A 20,032-nucleotide genomic window follows, 5' to 3' on the forward strand; every position below is an offset into this window, starting at 1 on the left:
GGGTTGATGTTTTGTGCGCTGACCTTTGAACCCCATCGGTCACGCGCGTCTTTCGTCATGCACTTCATCTGCAGTGCCCGGATGATGCAGACTTGGTAGCTCGTCCTTCACCTGGATCGGCATGCCCGTTCAACGCACTCCTTGTGTCATCGCCGCAGCTGCCCTCCTGGCCTTGTCGCTACAGGTCACCGCCCATGCAGCCGGCAAGCCCGCCAATCGCGACGACGTCAAGGCCTACGCGCTGCAGCTGTGCCTGGACAACAACTATGAGCGTAGCGGCAAATACACCGCCGACCAGCTGCGCGATCGCTCGTATCTGCTGACGACCTACGCGCTCGACAATGCCAAGACCGGTGCCACCGACCGCCTGCATCGCTTCGTGGCCGAGCAGACGGCGGACTTCCATCGCGCCGAAGTGCCGATGAAGGACGAAGCCCGCCGCGGCCCGTTCAACAGGATCTTCGCGCAATGCATGGCGTTTTATCGTTCGCCTGCGTTGAACGCGTTCATTGCACAGGAACTCTGAAGGCAATCGATGTAAACCCACCGTTGGAAGGCAACGGATGGATCGGTGTGGCGGATTCGGTGCGGGCCATCGGATCGAGCAGTACACGCGCCGCGTGCGTCGCAGTTGCTGCTCTCCTGCATCGGGCGTGGGCATGCCAGTGCCGAGGTTTGCGTGAGCCATTCGCAAACCCGGCAGCCCCACGCTAGTCTGAGGCACTGCCACGCCCCGCCTGGCACATCCTCTTTCCCGCTTCGACAGGAGCCGTCATGTCCGCCGCTTCGCCACGCCCTTCCCGTCGCCAGGTGCTGCGCATCGCGCTGGCAGCGGCCACGCTGAGCGTGACGAGCCAGCTCGGTGCCGCACTACGGCGCGCACCGAAGGAAGACCCTGCGCCGTCCGATCCGGCGTCACCGGCGCCCTTCCCGGCCAAGGGCAGCGTGCTGGTGCTGCTCGGCACCAAGGGCGGCCCCACGCCATCACCACTGCGCGCCGCGGCCGCCAATGCGCTGGTCATCGACGGGCAGCCCTACCTGATCGACTGCGGCAATGGCGTTGCACAGCAACTGGCCAAAACCGGCATCCGCCTGCCTGCGCTGCGCAACATCTTTCTGACCCATCACCACTCCGACCACAACGCCGACCTGCTCAACGTGGTCTGGCTGGCGTGGGCCAGCGGTCTGCAGACACCGGTGCATCTCTATGGCCCGCCCGGTATCGCCAGGATGGTGGATGCCTTTGTCGAGATGAATGCCATCGACATCGATGCGCGCATCCGCGAAGAAGGCCGCCCGCCGTTCAAGCAGCTGATCCATGTGCACGAGTTCGACCAGCCCGGCACGGTGCTGCAGAACGACCAGGTCACCGTCACCGCGACGCTGGTGGATCACTACACGCTCAAGCCGGCGTTCGCCTATCGTTTTGCCGCGCGCGACCGCACGGTGGTGTTCTCCGGCGATACGCGTTACCTGCCTGCACTGGCCGAATTCGCGAAGGGCACCGACATCCTGGTGCACGAGGTGATGTATCTGCCCGCGCTGGAAAAGATGCTCAAGACCAACGACAACGCACCGACTTTGCTCGACCATCTGCTCAAGAGCCATTCCACCAGCGAAGAAGTGGGCAAGATCGCTTCAGCAGCCAACGCAAGGATGCTGGTGCTCAATCACTTTGTGCCTGGCGGCGACCCGACGATCACCGATGCGATGTGGAGCGAGGGCGCGCGCAAGCACTATGCCGGGCCGATTGTGGTCGGCAAGGACTTGATGCGGTTGTAGTGGAGCAGCCGGGCACTGCAGCGATGGATCCGGCTGCGCACTGTCGTCAGCGCACTCGACCTGTATCCGGCGGTGAGATTGCCGACCGCTATCAAGCGGTAAGCAATCTCCAAACACCGCGTAGAGCGGGCATGGCACAGCAGGCGACACTGGATCTGTGGTCTTGTGTGTCCAAGAGCGGCTAACACGTAACAAGCAGTCGCCAGGTGGACGTGGACGGCGCGCTCGGAACCGGGGTGGAAGGGCGCGACGAGCGTTTCCGGTGACGCTCAATCGCGCGCGAGCGCGCTCCTACATTGGTCTGGCCCGTGCCGACTGCCCGTACCGGCCTGCCTTACCGACTGCATGGAGCATGCCGCCCGTGCCGTGTCGCGTTGCCGAGCCGGGCCAGGACGTGCTGGCGCCGTGCCGGTTGTGGGCAGCGGCTGCGCCTGCCTGCCGGCGGCGCCCCAGCCTTGCCAGCCGCTCTACGCCACCACCGGACTGCGCAGGCCCCACACGCCCGCACCTGCCTTGCAATACGCGTCGATAAACGCCTGCTGCGACGGCATCTGCTCCACCGCGTGCCGGATCGGCTGGGCGATGCCGTCGAGCAGGCGACGCAGATCGCGATCGGACAACGCGCGCGCCAGCGGATGATGCTGCTCGGGCACGATGCCCTGCCCCATCAGCACATGGGTCCAGGAGTCGACGCGGAACAGTTCATCGGCCGCTTGCCAGGCGTGTGCGCGTTCGCGCCAGGCGCGCAGGCGCAGCGCCAGCGATTCGGGCAACTCCATCGCGCGGCATTGCCGCCATAGCGGTTCCTCGCGCTGGGTGGCGTGGTAATGCAGGATGATGAAGTCGCGCACATGTTCCATTTCGGCGCGGCTGATGTCGTTGAACAGCTCCACCTGCGAGGGCGCAATGCCATCCGCCGGGAACAAGCTGATCAGGCGCACCACGGCGGCGATGGTGAGATGGATGCTGGTGGATTCCAGCGGCTCGATAAAGCCGCTGGCCAGGCCCAGCGACACCACGTTCTTGTTCCAGGCCTTGAGGCGGCGGCCGGTGCGGAACGGCACCAGCCAGGGGTCTTTCAGCGCAGGCGCGGCCACATCGCGTAGCAACTTGGCATGCGCCTCGTCGTCGGACAGGTGTTTGCTGGAAAAGACCAGACCATTTCCGACGCGATGCTGCAGCGGGATATGCCAGCGCCATCCGGCTTCGTGCGCGATGGCGCGGGTATACGGCACCGGCGGGCCAAGCGCTTCGGTCTGCACCGCAACGGCGCGATCGCACGGCAACCAATGGCTCCAGTCTTCGTAACCGGTGTGCAACGCCTGCTCGATCAGCAGGCCGCGAAAACCGCTGCAATCGATGAACAGGTCTCCCTCGAGCACCTGCCCGTCTTCCAGCAGCAGGCTGGCGACATCGCCACTGTCCGGCTGCAATGTCACCTGCTGGATCCTGCCCTCGATACGCCTGACGCCACAGGCTTCGCTGCGCGTGCGCAGGAACCTGGCATAGAGTGCGGCATCCAGGTGATAGGCGTAGTTGACCGCAGGCTCACGCAGCAAGGCGAAACGGTCGACGCGCGAAGCAACGGTTTCCAGGCAGTAATCGCCAAAGCTGCCCGGCATGCCGCGGCGCTGGCTCTCCAGCCACAGATGGTGGAAGGCGCACACCAGCGTGCTTTGCCCGGTGATGCCGAACGGATGAATATAGCGCTCGCCCTGGTGGCGCCAATGCTCGAAGGAGATCGACAACTTGAAGGTGCCGGCCACCGCGCGCAGGAACTCCTGCTCGTCGATCTGCAGGAAGCGATGGAAGCTGCGGATCGGCGGCACCGTGGATTCGCCCACGCCCACGGTACCGATCTGCTCGGACTCGACCAGCGTGATCTCCAGCAGCTTGCGGAATTGATGCGACAGTGCGCAGGCGGCGATCCAGCCGGCGGTGCCGCCGCCGGCGATGACGACCTTGCGAATCGGGGCCTGGCTCACTGCGCGCTCCTGGGTGATGGATCCGGGATGAGGTCTTGATCGATCGTCTGGACAACGCAGGTGGCCCGCCGGGAGCGGAACGCGTGAGTGGCACCTGCCAATGCCGCACATCGGCCCTGCCCGCCCGGCAGCTGCGCAGTTGTCCGGCCAGTGGCCTTGGAGCCGATCGCGCGCATCAGTGGTTGAGCCTGCCGAGCAATAGCGCGCGCAGCTGTCGCGCCAGCGTGGGGTCGATCGGGCCCAGCGCATGCCGTGCCTGCTCGGGCAGGTGCTCGCCCGCGCGCTCGGCAGGGCCGAACACGTAGTAGTCGAACAGGGCGCGCCAGGCTTCCTTCTCCGCTGCCGGGCGGTCGCGGATGGCCCACAGCGCGTGATACAGCGCGGGCATCGGCGCCGGCAGATGCGCGGGCACGCTGCTCCACCAGTAGTTGACCAGCACGTTGAATGGCTGCAGCGATTGCACGTGATGCCACCACATGCCGGGAATGAACACTGCATCGCCCGGCTCCAGCACGACGGTGCGCGCCTGCGCCAGCGCCTGGGCGAAGCGTGGATACCGCAGCAGATCCGGATTGGCGATATCCACCATGCTCACGACCTGCCCGCCCGGCGTGGGATCCAGCGGGCCGGGATACAGGTTGGCCACCTGTTCGGGCGGAAACAGCGTGAAGCGACGTTGCCCCACCGCGCAGCAGGCCAGGTTGTTGGGCGCATCGTAATGGCAGGAAGCAGTGACGCGATTGCCGATCCAGATACTCGGCTGCACCGCGATGCCGCTGGCGGCGAAATCCAGATCATTGCCTGCGCGCAAGCCCGGGAGATTGTCGTCAATAGGCAACGACGCCAGGTAATAGGTAGGCGGCTGCGGATCGTCGCGATGCGTCACGATGGCTTCCAGCAAGCTGCTCAAGCTACCGCGCTGCACCTCGAAATTCAGCGCACTGCAATCGTCGGTATAGAACGGCCGGCCGGCGATCTCCGGGCCGCCGCGGGAATACTGCAGGGGGCGTCCACTATCGTGCGCGCGCAGCAGCGCCATCGCCTCCTCGGGGCTGCGCAGCCCGGCCTGCACCAGCGACCAGTCGCGTGCGACGCCACGCAGCACCACCGGCTCGGCGGCATCGCACAGCGCGGCAAGCGGCAGCGCGTCGAGGTGGCAATCGCTGCGCTCGGCGACGGCCGCAAGGGAGGAGAAGGCTGCGCCGGTCGTCATGCGCTCAGGCGAACGCAGCAGTCGCAGACGACGCACTATGCGCCTGCTGCAGGCGGCGCTGCTTCTCGGCCATCAGCCGACGTACGTTGTGCAGCGAGGCCAGCATCAGGAACGCAGCCTCCAGATAGCCGGCCCGATGCAGTTGCTGCAACGAGGCCGCATCGAGTGCGGCAAGCTGCTCGCGGTCGATGGCGAACAGGCCTTCCAGCTTGGTGGCGTGGGTGGCATCCAGCGTGACATCCAGCTGCACCGGCTGGATCAGCCCCAACGCATCCAGTGCGGCCGCCATCGCCTGGCCGGCATCCACACCGTCGCGGATGCCGCGCAATACACCGATGATGTGCTCCAGGTACGGGCTATGGCCGCCCTGCGGAAGAAAGACCGCCTCGCCTTCGTGACGGCTGATGCGCGGGTGCTCCAGATCGACGTGGATCACCGGCTCCTGCACCAAGGCGCCCTCGATGCGCTGCTCCTGGAAGCCGATCAGGAACGGGCCCTTGGCGACGATGCCGGGCAGGTAGCTGGCAGTCCAACGGCCGTCCTGCAGGAACAGATTCTCGTCCTGTGCAAAGCCCAGCAGCGCCACCGACTGGTAGCCGCCGGTGGCCGGATCCTTGCGAAAGAACAGCGGATACTCGCGCTGCAGCTCGGCGTATTCGGTGACGAACGCCGGCACCAGGCCCAGCGCATCGCCGAACTCGGCACCGAAGCGCAGCACGACGCGCAGATCGTGATGCGCCACATTATTGAGCACTGCGTATCGCGTCATCTGAAACTCCAACGGTGCTCCGCCACGGAGTACCGCATTGCGTGGAATGCGTCGATCGCGCGGCCAGGTACCGCACTTGCTGGTGGCGAGCATTGCCAAAAAGCGGCAGACCGGCAAGCGGCACAGCAGCATCGGGGCCAGGCCTGCAGCAACCTATATCGCCGGTGTGACCCGGCGGCGGCCGTGTGTGGGTGCAAGCAAGCGCCGCGTGTGCCGGCGACACCAAGGGATGCGCGGCGGCATCCAGCTCGCGCCTGCGGTTGCGGCCGCCGGACCGGTGCCACGCAGGCTGACGACTCGATGCGGCCACGTGGCGCAGCCAGCGAACGCTCGCCGGCCGCCTTCGAAAAAGCGCGCGGCTGGCCCGCACCAGCCTGCACGTCGGCATCTGCCCCACCAGGCACCGGCTGCGCTCACCGGGAGGGAAGTGAGCGCAGCCGGTGGGTCAGAACGCGTAACGCACACCCAGCGTGTAGCGTGGCTGCTGGTCGATCAGGCGGATGATCTGCTTGTCCGAGCGCCCATGCCAACGCACGTCTTCGCCGGTGAGGTTGATCGCCTCAAAGCCCACGGAAAGTTGCTTGCTGAAGCTGTAGCTGACGCTGAGGTCCCACTGCTGATACGCCTCGACGTAGTACGGATTGCGGTTGGCATTGTCCTGGTTGGCGGCGATCAGATACTCGTCACGCCAGTTCCAGGCCAGGCGCGCGCTCCATCCGTATTTTTCGTACATCAGCATCACGTTGGCGGTGTCGCTGAGGCCAAGCAGCGCGAACTGGTCGCGATCGATCACAGTGTTGTCGAAGCCCACATCGCCTTCGACGATGGTGTAGTTGGCGTAGATGCCGAAGCCGGTGCTGTCGAAGAAGTACTGCCCGCCCAATTCCCAGCCGTGGATGTTGGCCTTGTTCTGGTTGACCGGGCGCGACACGTCGAACTGATACAGCGGATCGGAGGCATTGCCCACGATATCGTAGGCATTCTCCAGTGCCAGGCTCTGCGCGGAGCTGCCGTTGTAGGCGGCCAGCCCGCCGGTGGCCGCGGCATTGCGCAGCAGCGCCATCGCCGCAAACAGCGAGGTGTCGTTGGCCGAGCACGCCGCCGCGACGTCGTTGCCGGAGGCGCCCACCTGCGCCGCACAGGCGCCGCTCTGCAGGAACGCCAGCGCGGCCTGCGCGTCAGGACCGGAGGTGGGATCGCTCAGACCGTACAGGGATTCGCGCGAGACCGTGTTGCCGATGAAGTTGCTGACGCGCTTGTTCCAGAACGTGGCCGACACGTAGCTGGCATCGGCGAAGTACCACTCCAGCGCCAGATCGAGGTTGTCCGATTCCAGCGGGTCCAGTTGCGGGTTCTGCGAGCTGCCGCCGGCACGGTTGGACGGATTGATCAGGATCGAGCCATTGGGCGTATTCGGCGTCGGGCCGGCGATCAGGTTGTTGTAGGGCGCGCGTGCGATGGTCTGGCCGAACGAGGCGCGCCCCTTCAGCTGATCGGAGATGTCGATGCTGAAGTCCAGATTGGGCAGGATGTAGTTGTAGCTGGTCTTCTCGCTGAAGGGCTGCTGCTCGGTGGAGCGCAACAGCTGGAAGTCGTTGTTGGCCTGCCACAACAACGCCGTGGGCGTGGCCACCTGCGAGGTGGATTCCACATCGGTGCGCTCGTAGCGCAAGCCCAGCCGCGTATTGGTGGTCATGCCGGAGATGTCGCCCTTCAGTTCCAGCTGCACGTAGGCGGCGCGGGTCTTCTCTTCGACCTGGTTGTCGGCGCTGTATTGCGGGTTGTAGCGGGTGGTGGCGCCGTACTGGCTGCCACCCCACAGCGCCAGCTGATCGGCATCGCCGCGCCATGCATTGGGCGCGGCGCCATTGGCGTTGAAGTCCTTGAACATGCCGGTGATGCTCACCGGCCGCAGCAGCGCCTGCATGCCCGGCTCGTTGCCGGCGTTGGCCACGCCCCAGTCACCCAGCGTGGAATTGGTGTCGCTGGTGAGCCGGTTCATGGTGGTATTGGCGGTACTCACGCCGAACTGGAAGCGCCCGTCCTCGAAATCGAAGGTGCCGTCCATGCGGCCTTCCTTGATCTCGGTGACCTGCGATTGATAGAAGATGCGCAGGACCTGCGAGCCAAGCTCGGCGGGGGTGAAGTCCGGGTTGAGCACGCCGTTGGTGCCGGCCAGGGAATCGGCCGCGGTGGGATACCAGGTGCGTGCGCCGATCGGCAGGCCATTGTTGAAGCGCAGCTCCTGCCCCCATTGACCGCCGCAGGACGGGCCGTTGCTGCAGTTGTTGGTGCCGGCGAAACTGAAGTACGTGGCGCTGCCGCCGGTGACCGGGTCGTTGGGCAGGCTCTTGGTCTTGGAGTTGTGCGCATCGAAGGACAGCTGGAAGCGGTCGCTCACCTGCCAGTCGGCATTGAAGCCGAGCGAGCCGAGCGTGTACTTCTGCTCGTTGCGCTGCTGCTCCATGCCGAAGTCCTTGGCGCCGTTGGGCACGTCGCGCAGATACACCGGCGTGGCCACCGCCTGGCCGGTATCAAATGTCAGATCGGTGAAGCTGTTGGCGCGCTGCAGCCAGATGCCCTGCTCGCCGCGCTCTTCGCGGATCTCATTGGACGAATAGGTGTAATCCAGCGTCAGGGTCAGGCTGTCGCTGGGCGCGAACTGCATCACCGCCTGGCCATTGGTGCGCTCGCGCTGGAAGTCGGCGAAGGCGTAGCGCAGATCGTTGGGCATGCCGTACAGCTGGCCGATCGCCGGCGCGTTGGTCACCACCGCATCCGGGCGCAGGGCCGGGTCGGTACCGGTCCAGCGCTGGATGTTCCAGGTGTTTTCGGTGGCCTGCACCGAGCCGCCGTGGCGCTTCTGGTAACTGCCGCTCAGGCCGATGCCGAAGGTCTTGTCGGGATTGGTATAGCTGAAGATGCCGGAGACTTCAGGAGTGAGCGAATCGCCGAACGGCTGCGAACGATCCGACACCATCTTGGCGCCGGCATTGGCCACCACGCCTTCGTGGTTGAACGGCTTGTCGGTCTGGATGTTGATGGTGGCGCCGATACCGCCGCTGGGCGCGGTGGCACGGCTGGTCTTGAACACCTCGATGCCGGTGATGGCTTCGGAGGCGAGCTGGGCGAAGTTGAACGCGCGCGTGCCCACATCCACACCACCGATCGGGGTCTGGCCCGGCGCGCCGAACGCATCGGCACCGGGAATCAGGCGGCCGTTGAGGGTGACGGTATTGAACTGCGGGCCGAAGCCGCGCGCGGTGACCTGCGCGCCTTCGCCATCGCGGCGCTCGATCGAGATACCGGTGATGCGTTGCAGCGACTCGGCCAGATTGGTATCGGGAAATTTGCCGATGTCTTCGGCGCTGATCGCATCCACCACGCCGGCAGCATCGCGTTTGATGCCCATCGACTGATCCAGGCTGCTGCGGATGCCGGTGACATTGACCGCATCCAGGGTGGTGGCGGTTTGGGCGCCGGACTGCGGTGGCGGCACCTGCTGCGCGGCAACGTCCTGCGCAAAGGCGGGGTTGATCACCAGGATGCCACCGACGAAGGTAAACATGGCCTTCGACTTGAACTTGCTCAACGTACGACGCATCGATCTATCCTCGGGTCTGGAGTCCAACACCCACGGCCGTGGTCGCGGAATGCGACGCGGCGCTTGCCTGGCCACGCGCCTGGACGGCACGCGACATACATCCCTGCACAGCACTTGCTCTGATCCGCCGCCTCGACTGCCGGCGCATCCCCCCTGATGCAAGCCATGTGCGTGCCACGTCCTCACGGACGCGCCGTGCACCTGGCGCTGTACCGCACCTGCGACTGCCTTCCCAACCAGTACGCCTGCACCACGTGTCTCGCCCTGCGCCTCTGCATGCAACCGCGTACCAGCGGGCAATGCAGGACTGATAGCGCTAACACGGGGCGCAGCCTAGTCACGCGTGGCGGGGCTTGTCACCGTGCGTTGCAGCAAACACACCAAGCCACATGCAGGCACAAAACACCGCGTGCGCTTGAGTCCGCAGCGCGAAAGTAGGCGCAGCGTGGCTGTAAGCGTTACCAGCCAGTGGTGGCGATAACTACGCCGCAACGGCGCAGTTGCATGTCGTCGCCTGGCCGCAGCAACACCATACGAAGCAGTTGCGCAAAGCAGAGCGAGAATCGCAGCGCGGCCGCCTTCAACCGCGATGTGCTGAGGCGCACACGCGTGGCAGTGGACGCCGATGCGAGCACGTCATTGCGCGCTTGCGCGCGACATCGGACTGCAGGGCGCAACAAAAAAACGGCGCAATCGCTGCAATCGATTGCGCCGCTGGTGACGGTGAACCGCGTGGGCGGAACGCTCGCAGCATCTGCGCCATTGCAGCGCAGACGCCAGCGATCGGCAGCCGCTAGCCGATCGTATCGACCTGGTTGTCGCCACGCTCGGCATCGGGCAATGCATGGTCCGGATCCAGCGTCACGTGCAGCACTTTCTGCGTGGTCGGCAGCGTCAGCATGGGCGCGGTGTTCTGCAGCCAGATTTCCACCGGCACGCGGCGGTCCAGATGGCTGCCGTCGGCCAGGTCCACCCGCACGGTGACCGGCATCACCAGTTTCTGGCGGCTGCGCAGCGTGAGTTGCAGGCCCTTGGCAGGATCGTGATCGACGTAATGGGCCTCGCTGATGCCCATATCCAGCTGCCAGTTGTTGAGATACCAGCCGCGCCACCACCAGGCCAGATTCTCGCCACTCTCGCTTTCCATCAGCCGGAAGAAATCCGACGGCGTCGGGTGCTTGTAGGCCCAGGTCGCGATGTACTTGCGGAAGGCCGGGTCGAAGCGCTCCGGCCCCAGGATCTGCTCGCGCAACAGCACCAACCCCAACGCACCCTTGAAATAGGTCAGCGAATGCCGGTAGGTCTCGCTGGTGGAATCGGCGTTGTCCATCAATGTCGGCGCACCGGCATCGGCCAGCAGCGGCAGGATTTCGTCGACCGGGTTGCCACCCTTGGGCGCATATTCCGAATCGCGCTTGGGCGCGTACTCGCCCTTGTTGAAGGCATCGGATGCATAGACGTCGATGAAGGTGTTGAAGCCTTCGTCCATGAACGCGTGGCGGCGCTCGTTGGAGCCGACGATCATCGGGAACCAGGTGTGGCCGATCTCGTGCGCGGTGATCCAGAACAACTCCTTGCCGCTGTCCTCGAAACCGTCGAAGACGATGCCCGGATACTCCATGCCCGCACCGTACCCGCCCAGGTTGATCGCGGCCGGCCACGGATACGGGTACCACTGCGAGAAATGTTCGATCGCGCCCTTGACGTATTCGGTGGAGCGGTTCCACTTGTCCGCGCCCACGCCCTCCAGCGGATACACCGACATCGCCAGCGACTGCTTGCCGCCCGGCAGCTTGATGCGCGCGGCATCCCACACGAACGCAGGCGAGGCGGCAAACGCGACATCGCGGGTGTTGTCCATATGGAAGCGCCAGGTGCGCGTGGCGTTTCCCGCAGGTTTGGCAGCGCGCGCGCTTACTTCCTCGGGCGTGCGGATCAGCACCGTACGATCGCTGCTGCGTGCCTGCTGCAGGCGTTGCTGCTCGCTGCGGCTGAGCACCTCGGCCGGATTGGTCAGCGCACCGGAACAGGCAACCAGGAAGCCCTCCGGCACGGTCACCGCGTAGTCGAAGTCGCCGTACTCCAGATAGAACTCCGAGCCCAGATACGGCTGCGTGTCCCAGCCGCGCAGATCGTCGTAGACGGCCATGCGCGGATACCACTGCGCAATCTCGTAGATCTCGCCCTGCTTGCTGGCACTGACCGCAGTGCGCCCGCCCCAGGTGCCCGGAATCGTGTAGCGGTAGCGGACATGCACGGTCAGCGCCTTGCCCTGCCCCGCCAACGGCTGCGGCAGGTCCACCCGCATGCGGGTGTCGTCGACGACGAAATGCGCAGGCTGGCGACGCCCTCCATCGTCGATCTCGACACTGGCGATCTGCATGCCGTCGGTGAACTGGGTGCGGCGCGACGGCCGGCTGGCGGCAGCGCGCGCATCGGCGCGGTAGATGTTCTGGTCCAGCTGCAGCCACAGCACGTCCAGCGTGTCCGGGCTGCGGTTGGTGTAGTGGATCGCCGCCTCGCCCGTGAGCGTGTGGGTCGCCGGGTCGATGCTGGCGTTGAGGCTGTAGTCGGCACGGTTCTGCCAGAACAGCGGGCCGGGGACGCCGCTGCCGCTGCGGTAGGCGTTGGGTGCATCGGGCAGTTGCAGCGGTGCGAACAAGGCCAGCGGATCGAAGACGCTTGCCGGCGCGGCGGCGCTGGTGGCGGGCGCGGCGTGCGCGGACGAGGTGATGCATGCCAGCGACAGCGCAACGGCGAGCGAACGGCGCAAGGTGGGGAACATGCGTGAAGTCCTGCGGCGGAGGGGATCCCCATCCTACGGTCGCCTTCGCCAGGCACGGCACTGCCATTGGTCCCGGTTACGGCATCTAACTTCTCGACGGTGACAGGCTGTCCGGGGCGCAGCAGCCGCGGCCCGCGCGCGATCTGCAGATGCCGATCGCACCAGCCCTGCCCTGGCGGCGGCTAGCCCGCGCTTGCCACCTCAATCGGCAGCAAGCCGCGACAAGCGCAACGCGCCATCCCCACCCTCGGCCAGCGCATCGCCCGGGTTGCTCAACCGGCAGCGGCGCAGCGACAGACAGCCGCAACCGATGCAGTCGGTGAGCTGGTCGCGCAGGGCCTGCAGCTCGGCGATGCGCGCATCCAGTTGCGCGCGCCAACGTGCCGACATGCGTGCCCATTCCGCACGCGTGGGCGTGCGCTGGTCCGGCAGCACCGAGAACGCATCCAGCACCTGCTGCAACGGCACGCCGAGCCGTTGCGCCACGCGAATCACGGCGATGCGCCGCAACACGTCGCGCGCATAGCGGCGTTGATTTCCGGCAGTGCGCAGGCTGCGGATCAGCCCCTTGCGCTCGTAAAAATGCAAAGCCGACACCGCCACGCCACTGCGCTTGGCCACCTCGCCCACGGACAACTCACGCTGCATTGCCTTGACCTCAACCTTGGTTGAGGCAGGATGCTGCGCGGCCATGACCGGTGCAAGCCCCGTGGTCATGGCTCTACACATTTCAGTTTCTGGATGCTCGATGCCCGCCGATACCGCCCTGCCCGCCACGCCACTCAATGAGGCCCAACCCACTTCCATCCTGGCCGCGCCGTATCGCGCCGCAACGCTGGGCATGGTGGCACTGGTATCGCTCAATGCCTTCGAATCGCTGGCGGTGGCCGCCGCCATGCCGACCGTCGCGCGCGAATTGAATGGCTTGCCGCTGTATGCGCTGGCGTTCGGCGGCACCCTGGCGACCAGCGTGGTCGGCATGACCGCCGCCGGGCGCTGGAGCGACCGACGTGGCCCGGGCGGCGCGCTGGCCTACGGCCTGCTGTGCTTCGTGATCGGCCTGCTGGTGGCAGGGCTGGCGCCGAGCATGCCGGTGCTGATTGCCGGCCGCCTGCTGCAAGGCCTGGGGGCCGGCGCGTATTCGGTGGCGCTGTACGTGATCGTCGGGCGCCTGTATCCGGAAGCCTTGCGGCCCCGCGTGTTTGCTGCGTTTTCGGCCGGCTGGGTGGTGCCGTCGTTGGTCGGGCCGGGCATCAGCGGATTGATCGTGCAGCACGTGGGCTGGCGCTGGGTGTTCCTGTCGGTGCCGCTGCTGGCGATACCGGCCGGGCTGATGCTGTGGCCGGCGATCCGCGGGCGCACCTGGTCCAGCGACGCAGCCGGCGTGTCGGATTCCGCGTTGCGCTGGGCGGTGGGTGCGGCCTTGGGTGTGCTCGGCGTGTATCTGGGCGGGCAGCTGCACGGCGCGAGCGCGTTGCTGGCGATGCTGCCGGCACTGGCGCTCACCGTGTGCTGCGCCTGGCAGCTGTTGCCGGCCGGCACGCTGCGGCTTGCGCGCGGGCTGCCCAGCGTGATCGCGCTGCGCGGGATCGCGGCGGCGGCCTTCTTCGGCTTCGAGGCGTTCCTGCCATTGCTGCTGTCGCGCGAGCGCGGCTTGTCGCCACTGCTGGCCGGCGTGGCGCTGAGCGTCGGCGCGCTGGGCTGGTTCAGTGGCTCCTGGTACCAGGGCCATAGCCGCGCCGGCTGGTCGCGCCCACGCCTGCTCAAGACCGGTGCGTGCTTCATGTCGCTGGGCATCGTGATCAGCGCGGGGGCGGTGTGGCCGGTCATCCCGGTGCCGGTGGCGATTGCCGGCTGGGCGCTGACCGGCCTGGGCATGGGCCTGTTGTATCCGAGCCTGTCGGTGTTGACGTTGTCGCTGTCGCCGCCGGCGCAGCAAGGCGCCAACAGTTCGGCGCTGCAGTTGAGCGAGGCGATTGCGGTGGCCGGCATGCTGGCGCTGGCCGGCGCCTTGTTCGCCGCGCTGCTGGCCTCGGCGACTGCGGCTGCCTACCTGAGCGTGTTCGCCCTGGCATGGCTGCTGGCGGTGGCGGGCCTGTTGGTGGCGCGGCGGGTGTAATGGGTGAGCGGTGTGCGCGGTGTATCGAAGCAAGAGAACACTGATCGCGAGGCTGACGTGTCGCGCTCAGTCGATGTGTATCACCCGCATCGCATGCAGCGCGCGTACGGTCTGCACGACTTGCTGGATCCGCCTGCTCGGCACGTCGCGTTGGCATGACGCAAACCCGGCACATCTCATTGCCCACAGCGCAACCGACTTTGCCGATCCTGTCGAGATCGCTGCGATCGGGACCGGAAAAACGTATCCGCGAGCGGCTGGTCATTTTTTCGCCACCCATCTTGACAGCGTTGCAGGCCGGGGCCTGCACCCACTTGTCCACAGCCTTGTGCAAGTTCCATCCACAGGGGGTGTGGAAAACCTGCGCTGCGCGGCAGGCAGCGCAGGGCTTGCGCGTCACTGCAGCATGTGTCACGCGATACGGGGCAACAGCTGCCTCATACAGCGCGGGCCGTTACGTACAACCTGGCCATGCGGAAGCAGCGCTTTACTCACGACCACATGCAAGGGCGATAGCGCCGCGTCGCAGCGGCGCTGCCTCACCCACTGCTGCATCAGTCCACGATCACGTGCGGCACGAAGCGCGAGGTGTCGCGGGTGATCGGACCATCGTCGTCGCGCATGCCCAGCCCGGCCGGACGATCGGCCACCACCCAGCTGCCGACCAGCGCGTGCCGGCCATCGAACACCGGCAACGGATGATGCGCCTGCAGGATCGCCGGCCCGTCCACATACGGGCCATCGGTCTGCGCAGCATCGCCCTGTGCGCTGACCAGGGAAATATTGGCGCCCTCGCGCGACAGCAGCGGCTTGCGTACCCAGCCTGCCGTGGCCGCTTCGCCGGTTTGCGCAAAGCGCGCCGGCAGCAGGTTGGGATGGCCCTGATGCCGCTCCCACAACAGCGGCAGGATGCCTTTGTTGCTCAGCACCGATTTCCACGCCGGCTCGATCAGGCGCACGCGGTTGGCGCACAACGCCGGGCCGAAGCGTTCTTCCATCATGAATTCCAGCGGATACAGCTTGAACAGCGTGTGGATCACCCGGTCCTGCTCATCGGTGAACCAGCCATCGGCGCTGAGGCCGATGTCTTCGATGGCCACTTCCTCGGTGCTGATGCCCACCTGATGCGCGCAGTCGCGCAGGTAGCGCACCGTGGCGCGGTCTTCCAGCGAATCGCGCACCGCGGAGAAATGCATCTGCGCACCGATCGCACCATCCACCGCCAGCGCGCCCAGGGTTTCGCACAGCAGGTCCTGGATCAGGTTGTACTGATCGGTGCCCTTGGGCAGCGCACCGGCGGCGATCTGCTGTTCCAGCCACAGCCACTGGAAATACGCCGATTCGTACAGCGAGGTCGGCGTGTCGTAGTTGAGCTCATACAGCTTGGCCGGGCCGTTGCCGGCATAGGCCAGGTCCATGCGGCCATATAGATGCGGGTCGCGGTTCTTCCACGAGTTGGCGATCCAGTCCCAGTAGAACGGCGGGATCGCCAGCTGCGTCATCAGCTGCTCCGAGCCCACCACCTCGTCCACCAACTGCATCGCCATGTCGTGCAGTTCTTGCGTGGGCGCCTCGATGTCGTCTTCGATCTGCTGCAGCGTAAACGCGTAATACGCGCTTTCGTCCCAGTACCGCTCGCCGTCGATGGTGTGGAAATGGAAGCCGAGCGACTCGGCCTGCTCGCGCCAGTCCGGGCGCTCGGCAATTGCGATCCGTTGCATGTCAGCCGCCGTATCCGGAGCTGCGCCCGCCGCTGCCGAACGAACTGCGCGCCGCCGCACTGGAGCCGAAACCCGAGCGCGACACTGTGATCGCCCGCGACGGCATGTCGATGGCGCCGCTGCGCCCGCGGACGGTGCCGACGCGGTTGCTGGCCAGATCGCCGTTGGGCTTGTAGTACCCGCCGCTGCGGTAATCGCGGTACAGCGGAATCGAGCCGCCATAGCGGTAGCCGCCGCCACCGGTCATGTTGCCCAACGCGTAGCCCAGCAGGAACCCGCCCATCGGCGGGATCCAGCTCTGCTGGCCCTGCGCCGTCTGCACCGCCGTGCAACTGCCGAACTGCTCGTCGCACTCGTAGCGCGTATTGAAGCGCGGCGCGGCCTGTTGGTGCTTGGTCACCGCCTCGTCGTAGGCCTTGAGGCATTGCTGGATGTCGGTCTGTTCCTGCTTGATCTGGTAGCAGTCGGAAGCCGACTGCAGTACCACGCCGGTTTCCGGTTCGGAGCCGCAGCCGGTGACGAGGGCGGCCGGCAATGCGGCCATCAGGGTGAGCTTGAGATTGCGTGATCGCTTCATGCCTGCGCTCCGTTACGGCGTGATCGCCGCGGCATTGATCAGCCCGACCGCGATCGACACGCCGGCCGAAAAGATGCCGGCGGCGGTGACGTTGTCGGTGATCTGCCGCGAGATGCGCCCGGCCACTAGGTTGGCCAGCAGATACGCCACGACCTGGATGCCGCAGGCGACCGCGCCCCAGATCAGCGCATCGACCAGGCTCACCGAATGGGTGATGGCCGAATGCAGCGGCAATGCCACACCGATCAGGTTGCCGGCCAGGGCGGTGGCCGCAGCCACGTTGCCCTGCCGCAGCAGGGTGAAATCCTTGTGCGGGGTGACCAGGGTCACCAGCACCACCGCCACGATCAACACGCCCAGGCCGGTGCCGAAGTAGGAAAGAAACGCGAGAAAACTCTGCAGGTTGATCGGGTTCATGACAGGACCAGGGTAAGTGGAAGACGAGCGCGCACGCTCAGGTGATATCCAGATCGGCGACGGTGACATCGATGCCGACCGCATAGGTGACGCAGAACTCGTTGGGGCCGGAATCTTCGCCGGTGACCAGCAGGAATTCCTCGCGCTGCAGCTCCGGCACATCGCGGCTGTAGAGCATGGCGTAGTGGGTCAGATCGCCATCGCGGCGCGGCGGCTGATAGCGGTACAGCACCTCGTCGTAGGCAATCGGCGGGATGCGCGCGGCATCGTCGGTGGACTGCGTGGCGCGTTGCCAGCGCTTGCCGGCGTACTCGATCTGCGCCGCACCCAGATGCGGATGCTGCATCACGAACTCCTGAAACGCCTGCTTGCTGGGCGGATTGACCGTCTCGCAATACACGAAGGCCTTCATCGCCTCCAGATCGCCGCCAACCGTGGTGACCTGCAGGAACGCGTCGTCGTCCAGATAGAAACGATGCAGGGCATAGCCATCGCCCAGATTGACGTGGCCGTAGCACGGAATGCCTTGATGCCCGCCCGGCAACTCGGCGGTCATGGCCTCCGGTGCCATGCGGTACAACGTGGTATCGATCTCCAGCTGCCCACCCACGCGCAAGCCCAGCGGCAGCGCGTGACCGATGGCGCCAGTGCCGGAGCCGGGCAACGGCGGCGGTTGTGGTTGACCGAACAACTTGCTGAAAAAACTCATCGTCATGCACCTTGTGGCGATGGGGAACGGGACACCGGCTCAGCGCGCAGGGCCTGCCAGGCGATGGCAGGCACGGGAACGCGCTGTTGGGCCAGGTAATACAGCATGGCACCGGCCGGCACCGCGGTGTGTGCGGGCGGGTTCAAGCGCAGCGCGCCATCGGGCGCGCGCAGGCCCAGCAACAGGGCGCCGCGCTGGCCGAAATCGGCGGCCAGCAGGCGGTAATCCAGCGGGTCGACATCGGCAGGAACCGCCAGGCTGAACTGGGTCGGGCCATCGTCCACCGACAGCAGTTCGGCCGTGATCGCCGCGCTGCCCGGATCCTGCGCCGCGCGGGCCAGGATCTCGGCGGTCATGGGCCGCGTGCATTCGATCGCCGGATAGTGGCAATTGACCAGCCGCGCGGCGCTGCCCGAATCGAAGTGCGCCACGACGTGCGCACGCGGCGCATGCGCCATCAGCGCGAACACCGCCGCCAGGGTCTGGTCGTCCGAGGGCGGGTTGACGATCACCCGCGCCGCACCGGCGATGCCGGCACGCAGGTAGACCTCGGTATGCGTGTAGGACTCGGCGGCGATGAAGCGCATATGGTCGGGCATCGGGTTCTCGGCCACGCCCTCGGCGATCAGCACCACGCCTTCGTCGTCGGTAGCGGTATCGGACAGCAGCAGTTCCAGCAAGCGTGTGGACGCGGCGCCCTGCCAGCCGATCAGGATGGTGTGCCCGTGCAGATCGGCGTAAGCCATCTTGCCCATGTGGTGGCGCCTCCAGAAGGTGATGAGCACGCCGCTGGTCTTGGCCAGCACCGTGGCGAACAGCGCCACCGCGCCCGGCATCAGCACGAACGCGGCGATATAGCGCCCGGCCACCGAACCCGGCGACAGGTCGCCGTAGCCGATGGTGGTGGCGGTGGTCATGTAGTAGTACGGAAACGCGTCCAGGCCAACGAGCTTTTGCTCGCCGGCCAGCAGCAGCAACACCCAGCTCAGCCCCATGTGCGCCAGCAATGCCAGCGCCACCATGCCCCAGCTGACGCGGCGCACGTGGCGCCGCACTATCCGCAACAGCTTTCCGACGATGATCATGGCGCGTCCTGTGCCGTGCGGCGGATCAGCTGTCGCTGCGCGGAACCTGCTGCACGTCGCGCACTTGGCCGATCAGCGGCGCGCTGCCGCCGGCGGTGTCGTGGCCGAGCTGGGCCGGCTTCTTGAAGCGTGCCAGCACTGCGGCGGCGTTGGACTCGCCTTCCATCAGGCCGGCCGCAGCCAGACGCCGATTCAGATCGCCGTCGCCACTGGCTGCCTCCAGCTCTTCGGCCGATTCGATGCGTGCGGAGGTCTCGGCCTGACGCGCCTTGATCCGCTCCAGCGATTCCAGTGCCGAGCCCATCTTGCTGCTGGCACCGGAATGGCGCGCGGCAATCGCCGCCTGCGCCTTCTGCACCGCATCGGTGGCCTTGACGGTGTCGATCTGCTGGCGCATGCCGCGCAGCTGGTTCTCGGTCTTCTGGATGGTGGCCTTGAGCGTCACCACCGACTGGTCCAGCGAGCTCTTGGAGGCCTTGTCGCCGGCGTCCTCGCTTTCCAGCGCCGCCAGCTTGACCGCCACGTCGTGCGCCAGTGCCTCGTCGTTCTTGGCCAGCGCACCTTCGATATAACGCGTGTATTCGGCCATCTTGCCGGCGCGCGCGTCGATCTTCTGCTGGGCGAGCTTGCTCTGCGCCATCAGCTTGGTCAGCTCCTCGCGCGAGCGCGTGAGCTGGGCGCCGGCATCGCGCATTTCCTGGTCCAGGATGCGCAGCGCGTTGGCGTCGACCGCCTTCTGGCCGGTTTCGTGTGCAGTGCCACGCAGCAGCGTGATCAGCTTTGAAAAGATACTCATGACAACACGCCTTTAGGAAAAGAACGGCTTGAGAGATTCGGCGGCATCCAGCGTATTGGCCGCCAGGGTCTGGATTTCCTCGTCGATCTGGTCGAGCGTGGACGACGCCGACAGTTCGCCGAAGACCACATAACTATCCTTGCCGTCGACCTGCACCAGGCCCAGGTTGGACAAGGGATTGAGCGGGTTGAGCCGCAGGCAGGCGTCGTTGAACGCCGCGCGGTCGCTGACCTGGTCGGCATTGGCCAGCAGGGTGGAAACGAACACCTGCGAGCCGGAGGCGGCGACCTGGATCTGCATGTCGCCGTGGTCGGCCAGGGTGAGGTTGATGGCTGGCTCCAGCCCGTCGATCAGCTCGACCTCGATCGGCTGGTCGCGGTAGCGCTCGGCCAGCAGGCCGTGCAATTCGACAGTGGTGTACTGCGTCATACGATGTCCTGTCCTTTGGTCATGCAGCGGTGGTGATGCAG

16 protein-coding genes are annotated in these 20,032 nt (G+C 66.1%); 3 read left to right on the forward strand and 13 right to left on the reverse strand.

Annotation, left to right across the window (positions count from 1 at the left end; genetic code table 11):
• Positions 1-121: 121 nt before the first annotated feature.
• Together ABQ039_RS13780 and ABQ039_RS13785 are read left to right on the forward strand one after the other, a co-directional pair.
• Entirely contained in the window at positions 122-526 is a 405-nt protein-coding gene (locus ABQ039_RS13780) for a hypothetical protein (RefSeq protein WP_024938724.1), read from the forward strand.
• Between the two features lie 248 nt (positions 527-774).
• Complete coding sequence (locus ABQ039_RS13785; RefSeq protein ID WP_184608905.1) at positions 775-1,782, forward strand: MBL fold metallo-hydrolase; 1,008 nt, start codon at positions 775-777, stop codon at positions 1,780-1,782.
• 467 nt (positions 1,783-2,249) lie between these two features.
• On the opposite strand, the gene ABQ039_RS13790 is transcribed toward ABQ039_RS13785, so the two are convergent.
• The 6 genes from ABQ039_RS13790 to soxR all read right to left on the reverse strand — a co-directional run bounded on the left by ABQ039_RS13790 (position 2,250) and on the right by soxR (position 12,786).
• On the reverse strand, positions 2,250-3,767 hold the full coding sequence (locus ABQ039_RS13790; RefSeq protein WP_184608903.1) for a tryptophan halogenase family protein: 1,518 nt from the start codon (positions 3,765-3,767) through the stop codon (positions 2,250-2,252).
• 175 nt (positions 3,768-3,942) lie between these two features.
• On the reverse strand, positions 3,943-4,980 hold the full coding sequence (locus ABQ039_RS13795; protein ID WP_184608900.1) for a cupin-like domain-containing protein: 1,038 nt from the start codon (positions 4,978-4,980) through the stop codon (positions 3,943-3,945).
• Positions 4,981-4,984: 4 nt separating this feature from the next.
• Positions 4,985-5,749, reverse strand: a complete 765-nt coding sequence (locus tag ABQ039_RS13800) for a SapC family protein (RefSeq protein WP_184608898.1) — start codon at positions 5,747-5,749, stop codon at positions 4,985-4,987.
• 445 nt (positions 5,750-6,194) lie between these two features.
• On the reverse strand, positions 6,195-9,353 hold the full coding sequence (locus ABQ039_RS13805) for a TonB-dependent receptor (RefSeq protein ID WP_024938719.1): 3,159 nt from the start codon (positions 9,351-9,353) through the stop codon (positions 6,195-6,197).
• 793 nt (positions 9,354-10,146) lie between these two features.
• Complete coding sequence (locus tag ABQ039_RS13810; RefSeq protein WP_349778024.1) at positions 10,147-12,138, reverse strand: M1 family aminopeptidase; 1,992 nt, start codon at positions 12,136-12,138, stop codon at positions 10,147-10,149.
• 201 nt (positions 12,139-12,339) lie between these two features.
• Positions 12,340-12,786 carry a redox-sensitive transcriptional activator SoxR gene (soxR, locus tag ABQ039_RS13815; RefSeq protein WP_065032607.1) on the reverse strand — a complete coding sequence of 149 codons (447 nt, stop codon included), beginning with the start codon at positions 12,784-12,786 and terminating at the stop codon, positions 12,340-12,342.
• Between the two features lie 100 nt (positions 12,787-12,886).
• Here soxR and ABQ039_RS13820 point away from each other — a divergent pair, with 100 nt between their 5' ends.
• Complete coding sequence (locus ABQ039_RS13820) at positions 12,887-14,257, forward strand: MFS transporter (RefSeq protein WP_184608894.1); 1,371 nt, start codon at positions 12,887-12,889, stop codon at positions 14,255-14,257.
• A gap of 554 nt (positions 14,258-14,811) precedes the next feature.
• Here the strand turns inward: ABQ039_RS13820 and ABQ039_RS13825 are convergent.
• Genes ABQ039_RS13825 through ABQ039_RS13855 form a run of 7 tightly spaced genes read right to left on the reverse strand, consistent with a single transcriptional unit; the run spans position 14,812 to position 19,991 of the window.
• Positions 14,812-15,978: a glutathionylspermidine synthase family protein gene (locus ABQ039_RS13825; RefSeq protein WP_184608891.1), complete on the reverse strand. Its 1,167-nt coding sequence runs from the start codon at positions 15,976-15,978 to the stop codon at positions 14,812-14,814.
• A gap of 1 nt (position 15,979) precedes the next feature.
• Positions 15,980-16,555: a DUF1190 domain-containing protein gene (locus tag ABQ039_RS13830; RefSeq protein WP_024938714.1), complete on the reverse strand. Its 576-nt coding sequence runs from the start codon at positions 16,553-16,555 to the stop codon at positions 15,980-15,982.
• 12 nt (positions 16,556-16,567) lie between these two features.
• Positions 16,568-16,972, reverse strand: a complete 405-nt coding sequence (locus tag ABQ039_RS13835) for a DUF350 domain-containing protein (protein WP_005995053.1) — start codon at positions 16,970-16,972, stop codon at positions 16,568-16,570.
• Positions 16,973-17,009: 37 nt separating this feature from the next.
• A complete protein-coding gene (locus tag ABQ039_RS13840; protein ID WP_005995051.1) occupies positions 17,010-17,687 on the reverse strand; it encodes a YjfK family protein in 678 nt (225 codons plus the stop codon).
• Positions 17,684-18,766: an ion channel gene (locus ABQ039_RS13845; protein ID WP_102581276.1), complete on the reverse strand. Its 1,083-nt coding sequence runs from the start codon at positions 18,764-18,766 to the stop codon at positions 17,684-17,686. The genes ABQ039_RS13840 and ABQ039_RS13845 overlap by 4 nt, the downstream gene beginning before the upstream one ends.
• 25 nt (positions 18,767-18,791) lie before the next feature.
• The gene (locus ABQ039_RS13850; RefSeq protein WP_024938711.1) at positions 18,792-19,562 is read right to left on the reverse strand and encodes a PspA/IM30 family protein; all 771 of its coding nucleotides are present in this window, start codon (positions 19,560-19,562) and stop codon (positions 18,792-18,794) included.
• Between the two features lie 12 nt (positions 19,563-19,574).
• Positions 19,575-19,991, reverse strand: a complete 417-nt coding sequence (locus ABQ039_RS13855; protein ID WP_005995044.1) for a YjfI family protein — start codon at positions 19,989-19,991, stop codon at positions 19,575-19,577.
• Positions 19,992-20,032: the final 41 nt, after the last annotated feature.

Origin of the sequence: Xanthomonas sp. WHRI 6108, from assembly GCF_040202385.2 — a bacterium.
Classification (GTDB): domain Bacteria; phylum Pseudomonadota; class Gammaproteobacteria; order Xanthomonadales; family Xanthomonadaceae; genus Xanthomonas; species Xanthomonas arboricola.

Excerpts from the sequence above, each read along its gene's own strand:
- ABQ039_RS13845 (WP_102581276.1), bottom strand. The coding sequence starts at position 18,766 with ATGATCATCGTCGGAAAGCTGTTGCGGATAGTGCGGCGCCACGTGCGC.
- ABQ039_RS13855 (WP_005995044.1), bottom strand. The coding sequence starts at position 19,991 with ATGACGCAGTACACCACTGTCGAATTGCACGGCCTGCTGGCCGAGCGC.
- ABQ039_RS13820 (WP_184608894.1), top strand. The coding sequence starts at position 12,887 with ATGCCCGCCGATACCGCCCTGCCCGCCACGCCACTCAATGAGGCCCAA.
- ABQ039_RS13810 (WP_349778024.1), bottom strand. The coding sequence starts at position 12,138 with ATGTTCCCCACCTTGCGCCGTTCGCTCGCCGTTGCGCTGTCGCTGGCA.
- soxR (WP_065032607.1), bottom strand. The coding sequence starts at position 12,786 with ATGCAGCGTGAGTTGTCCGTGGGCGAGGTGGCCAAGCGCAGTGGCGTG.
- ABQ039_RS13785 (WP_184608905.1), top strand. The coding sequence starts at position 775 with ATGTCCGCCGCTTCGCCACGCCCTTCCCGTCGCCAGGTGCTGCGCATC.
- ABQ039_RS13830 (WP_024938714.1), bottom strand. The coding sequence starts at position 16,555 with ATGAAGCGATCACGCAATCTCAAGCTCACCCTGATGGCCGCATTGCCG.
- ABQ039_RS13795 (WP_184608900.1), bottom strand. The coding sequence starts at position 4,980 with ATGACGACCGGCGCAGCCTTCTCCTCCCTTGCGGCCGTCGCCGAGCGC.
- ABQ039_RS13825 (WP_184608891.1), bottom strand. The coding sequence starts at position 15,978 with ATGCAACGGATCGCAATTGCCGAGCGCCCGGACTGGCGCGAGCAGGCC.
- ABQ039_RS13805 (WP_024938719.1), bottom strand. The coding sequence starts at position 9,353 with ATGCGTCGTACGTTGAGCAAGTTCAAGTCGAAGGCCATGTTTACCTTC.
- ABQ039_RS13780 (WP_024938724.1), top strand. The coding sequence starts at position 122 with ATGCCCGTTCAACGCACTCCTTGTGTCATCGCCGCAGCTGCCCTCCTG.
- ABQ039_RS13840 (WP_005995051.1), bottom strand. The coding sequence starts at position 17,687 with ATGACGATGAGTTTTTTCAGCAAGTTGTTCGGTCAACCACAACCGCCG.
- ABQ039_RS13835 (WP_005995053.1), bottom strand. The coding sequence starts at position 16,972 with ATGAACCCGATCAACCTGCAGAGTTTTCTCGCGTTTCTTTCCTACTTC.
- ABQ039_RS13800 (WP_184608898.1), bottom strand. The coding sequence starts at position 5,749 with ATGACGCGATACGCAGTGCTCAATAATGTGGCGCATCACGATCTGCGC.
- ABQ039_RS13850 (WP_024938711.1), bottom strand. The coding sequence starts at position 19,562 with ATGAGTATCTTTTCAAAGCTGATCACGCTGCTGCGTGGCACTGCACAC.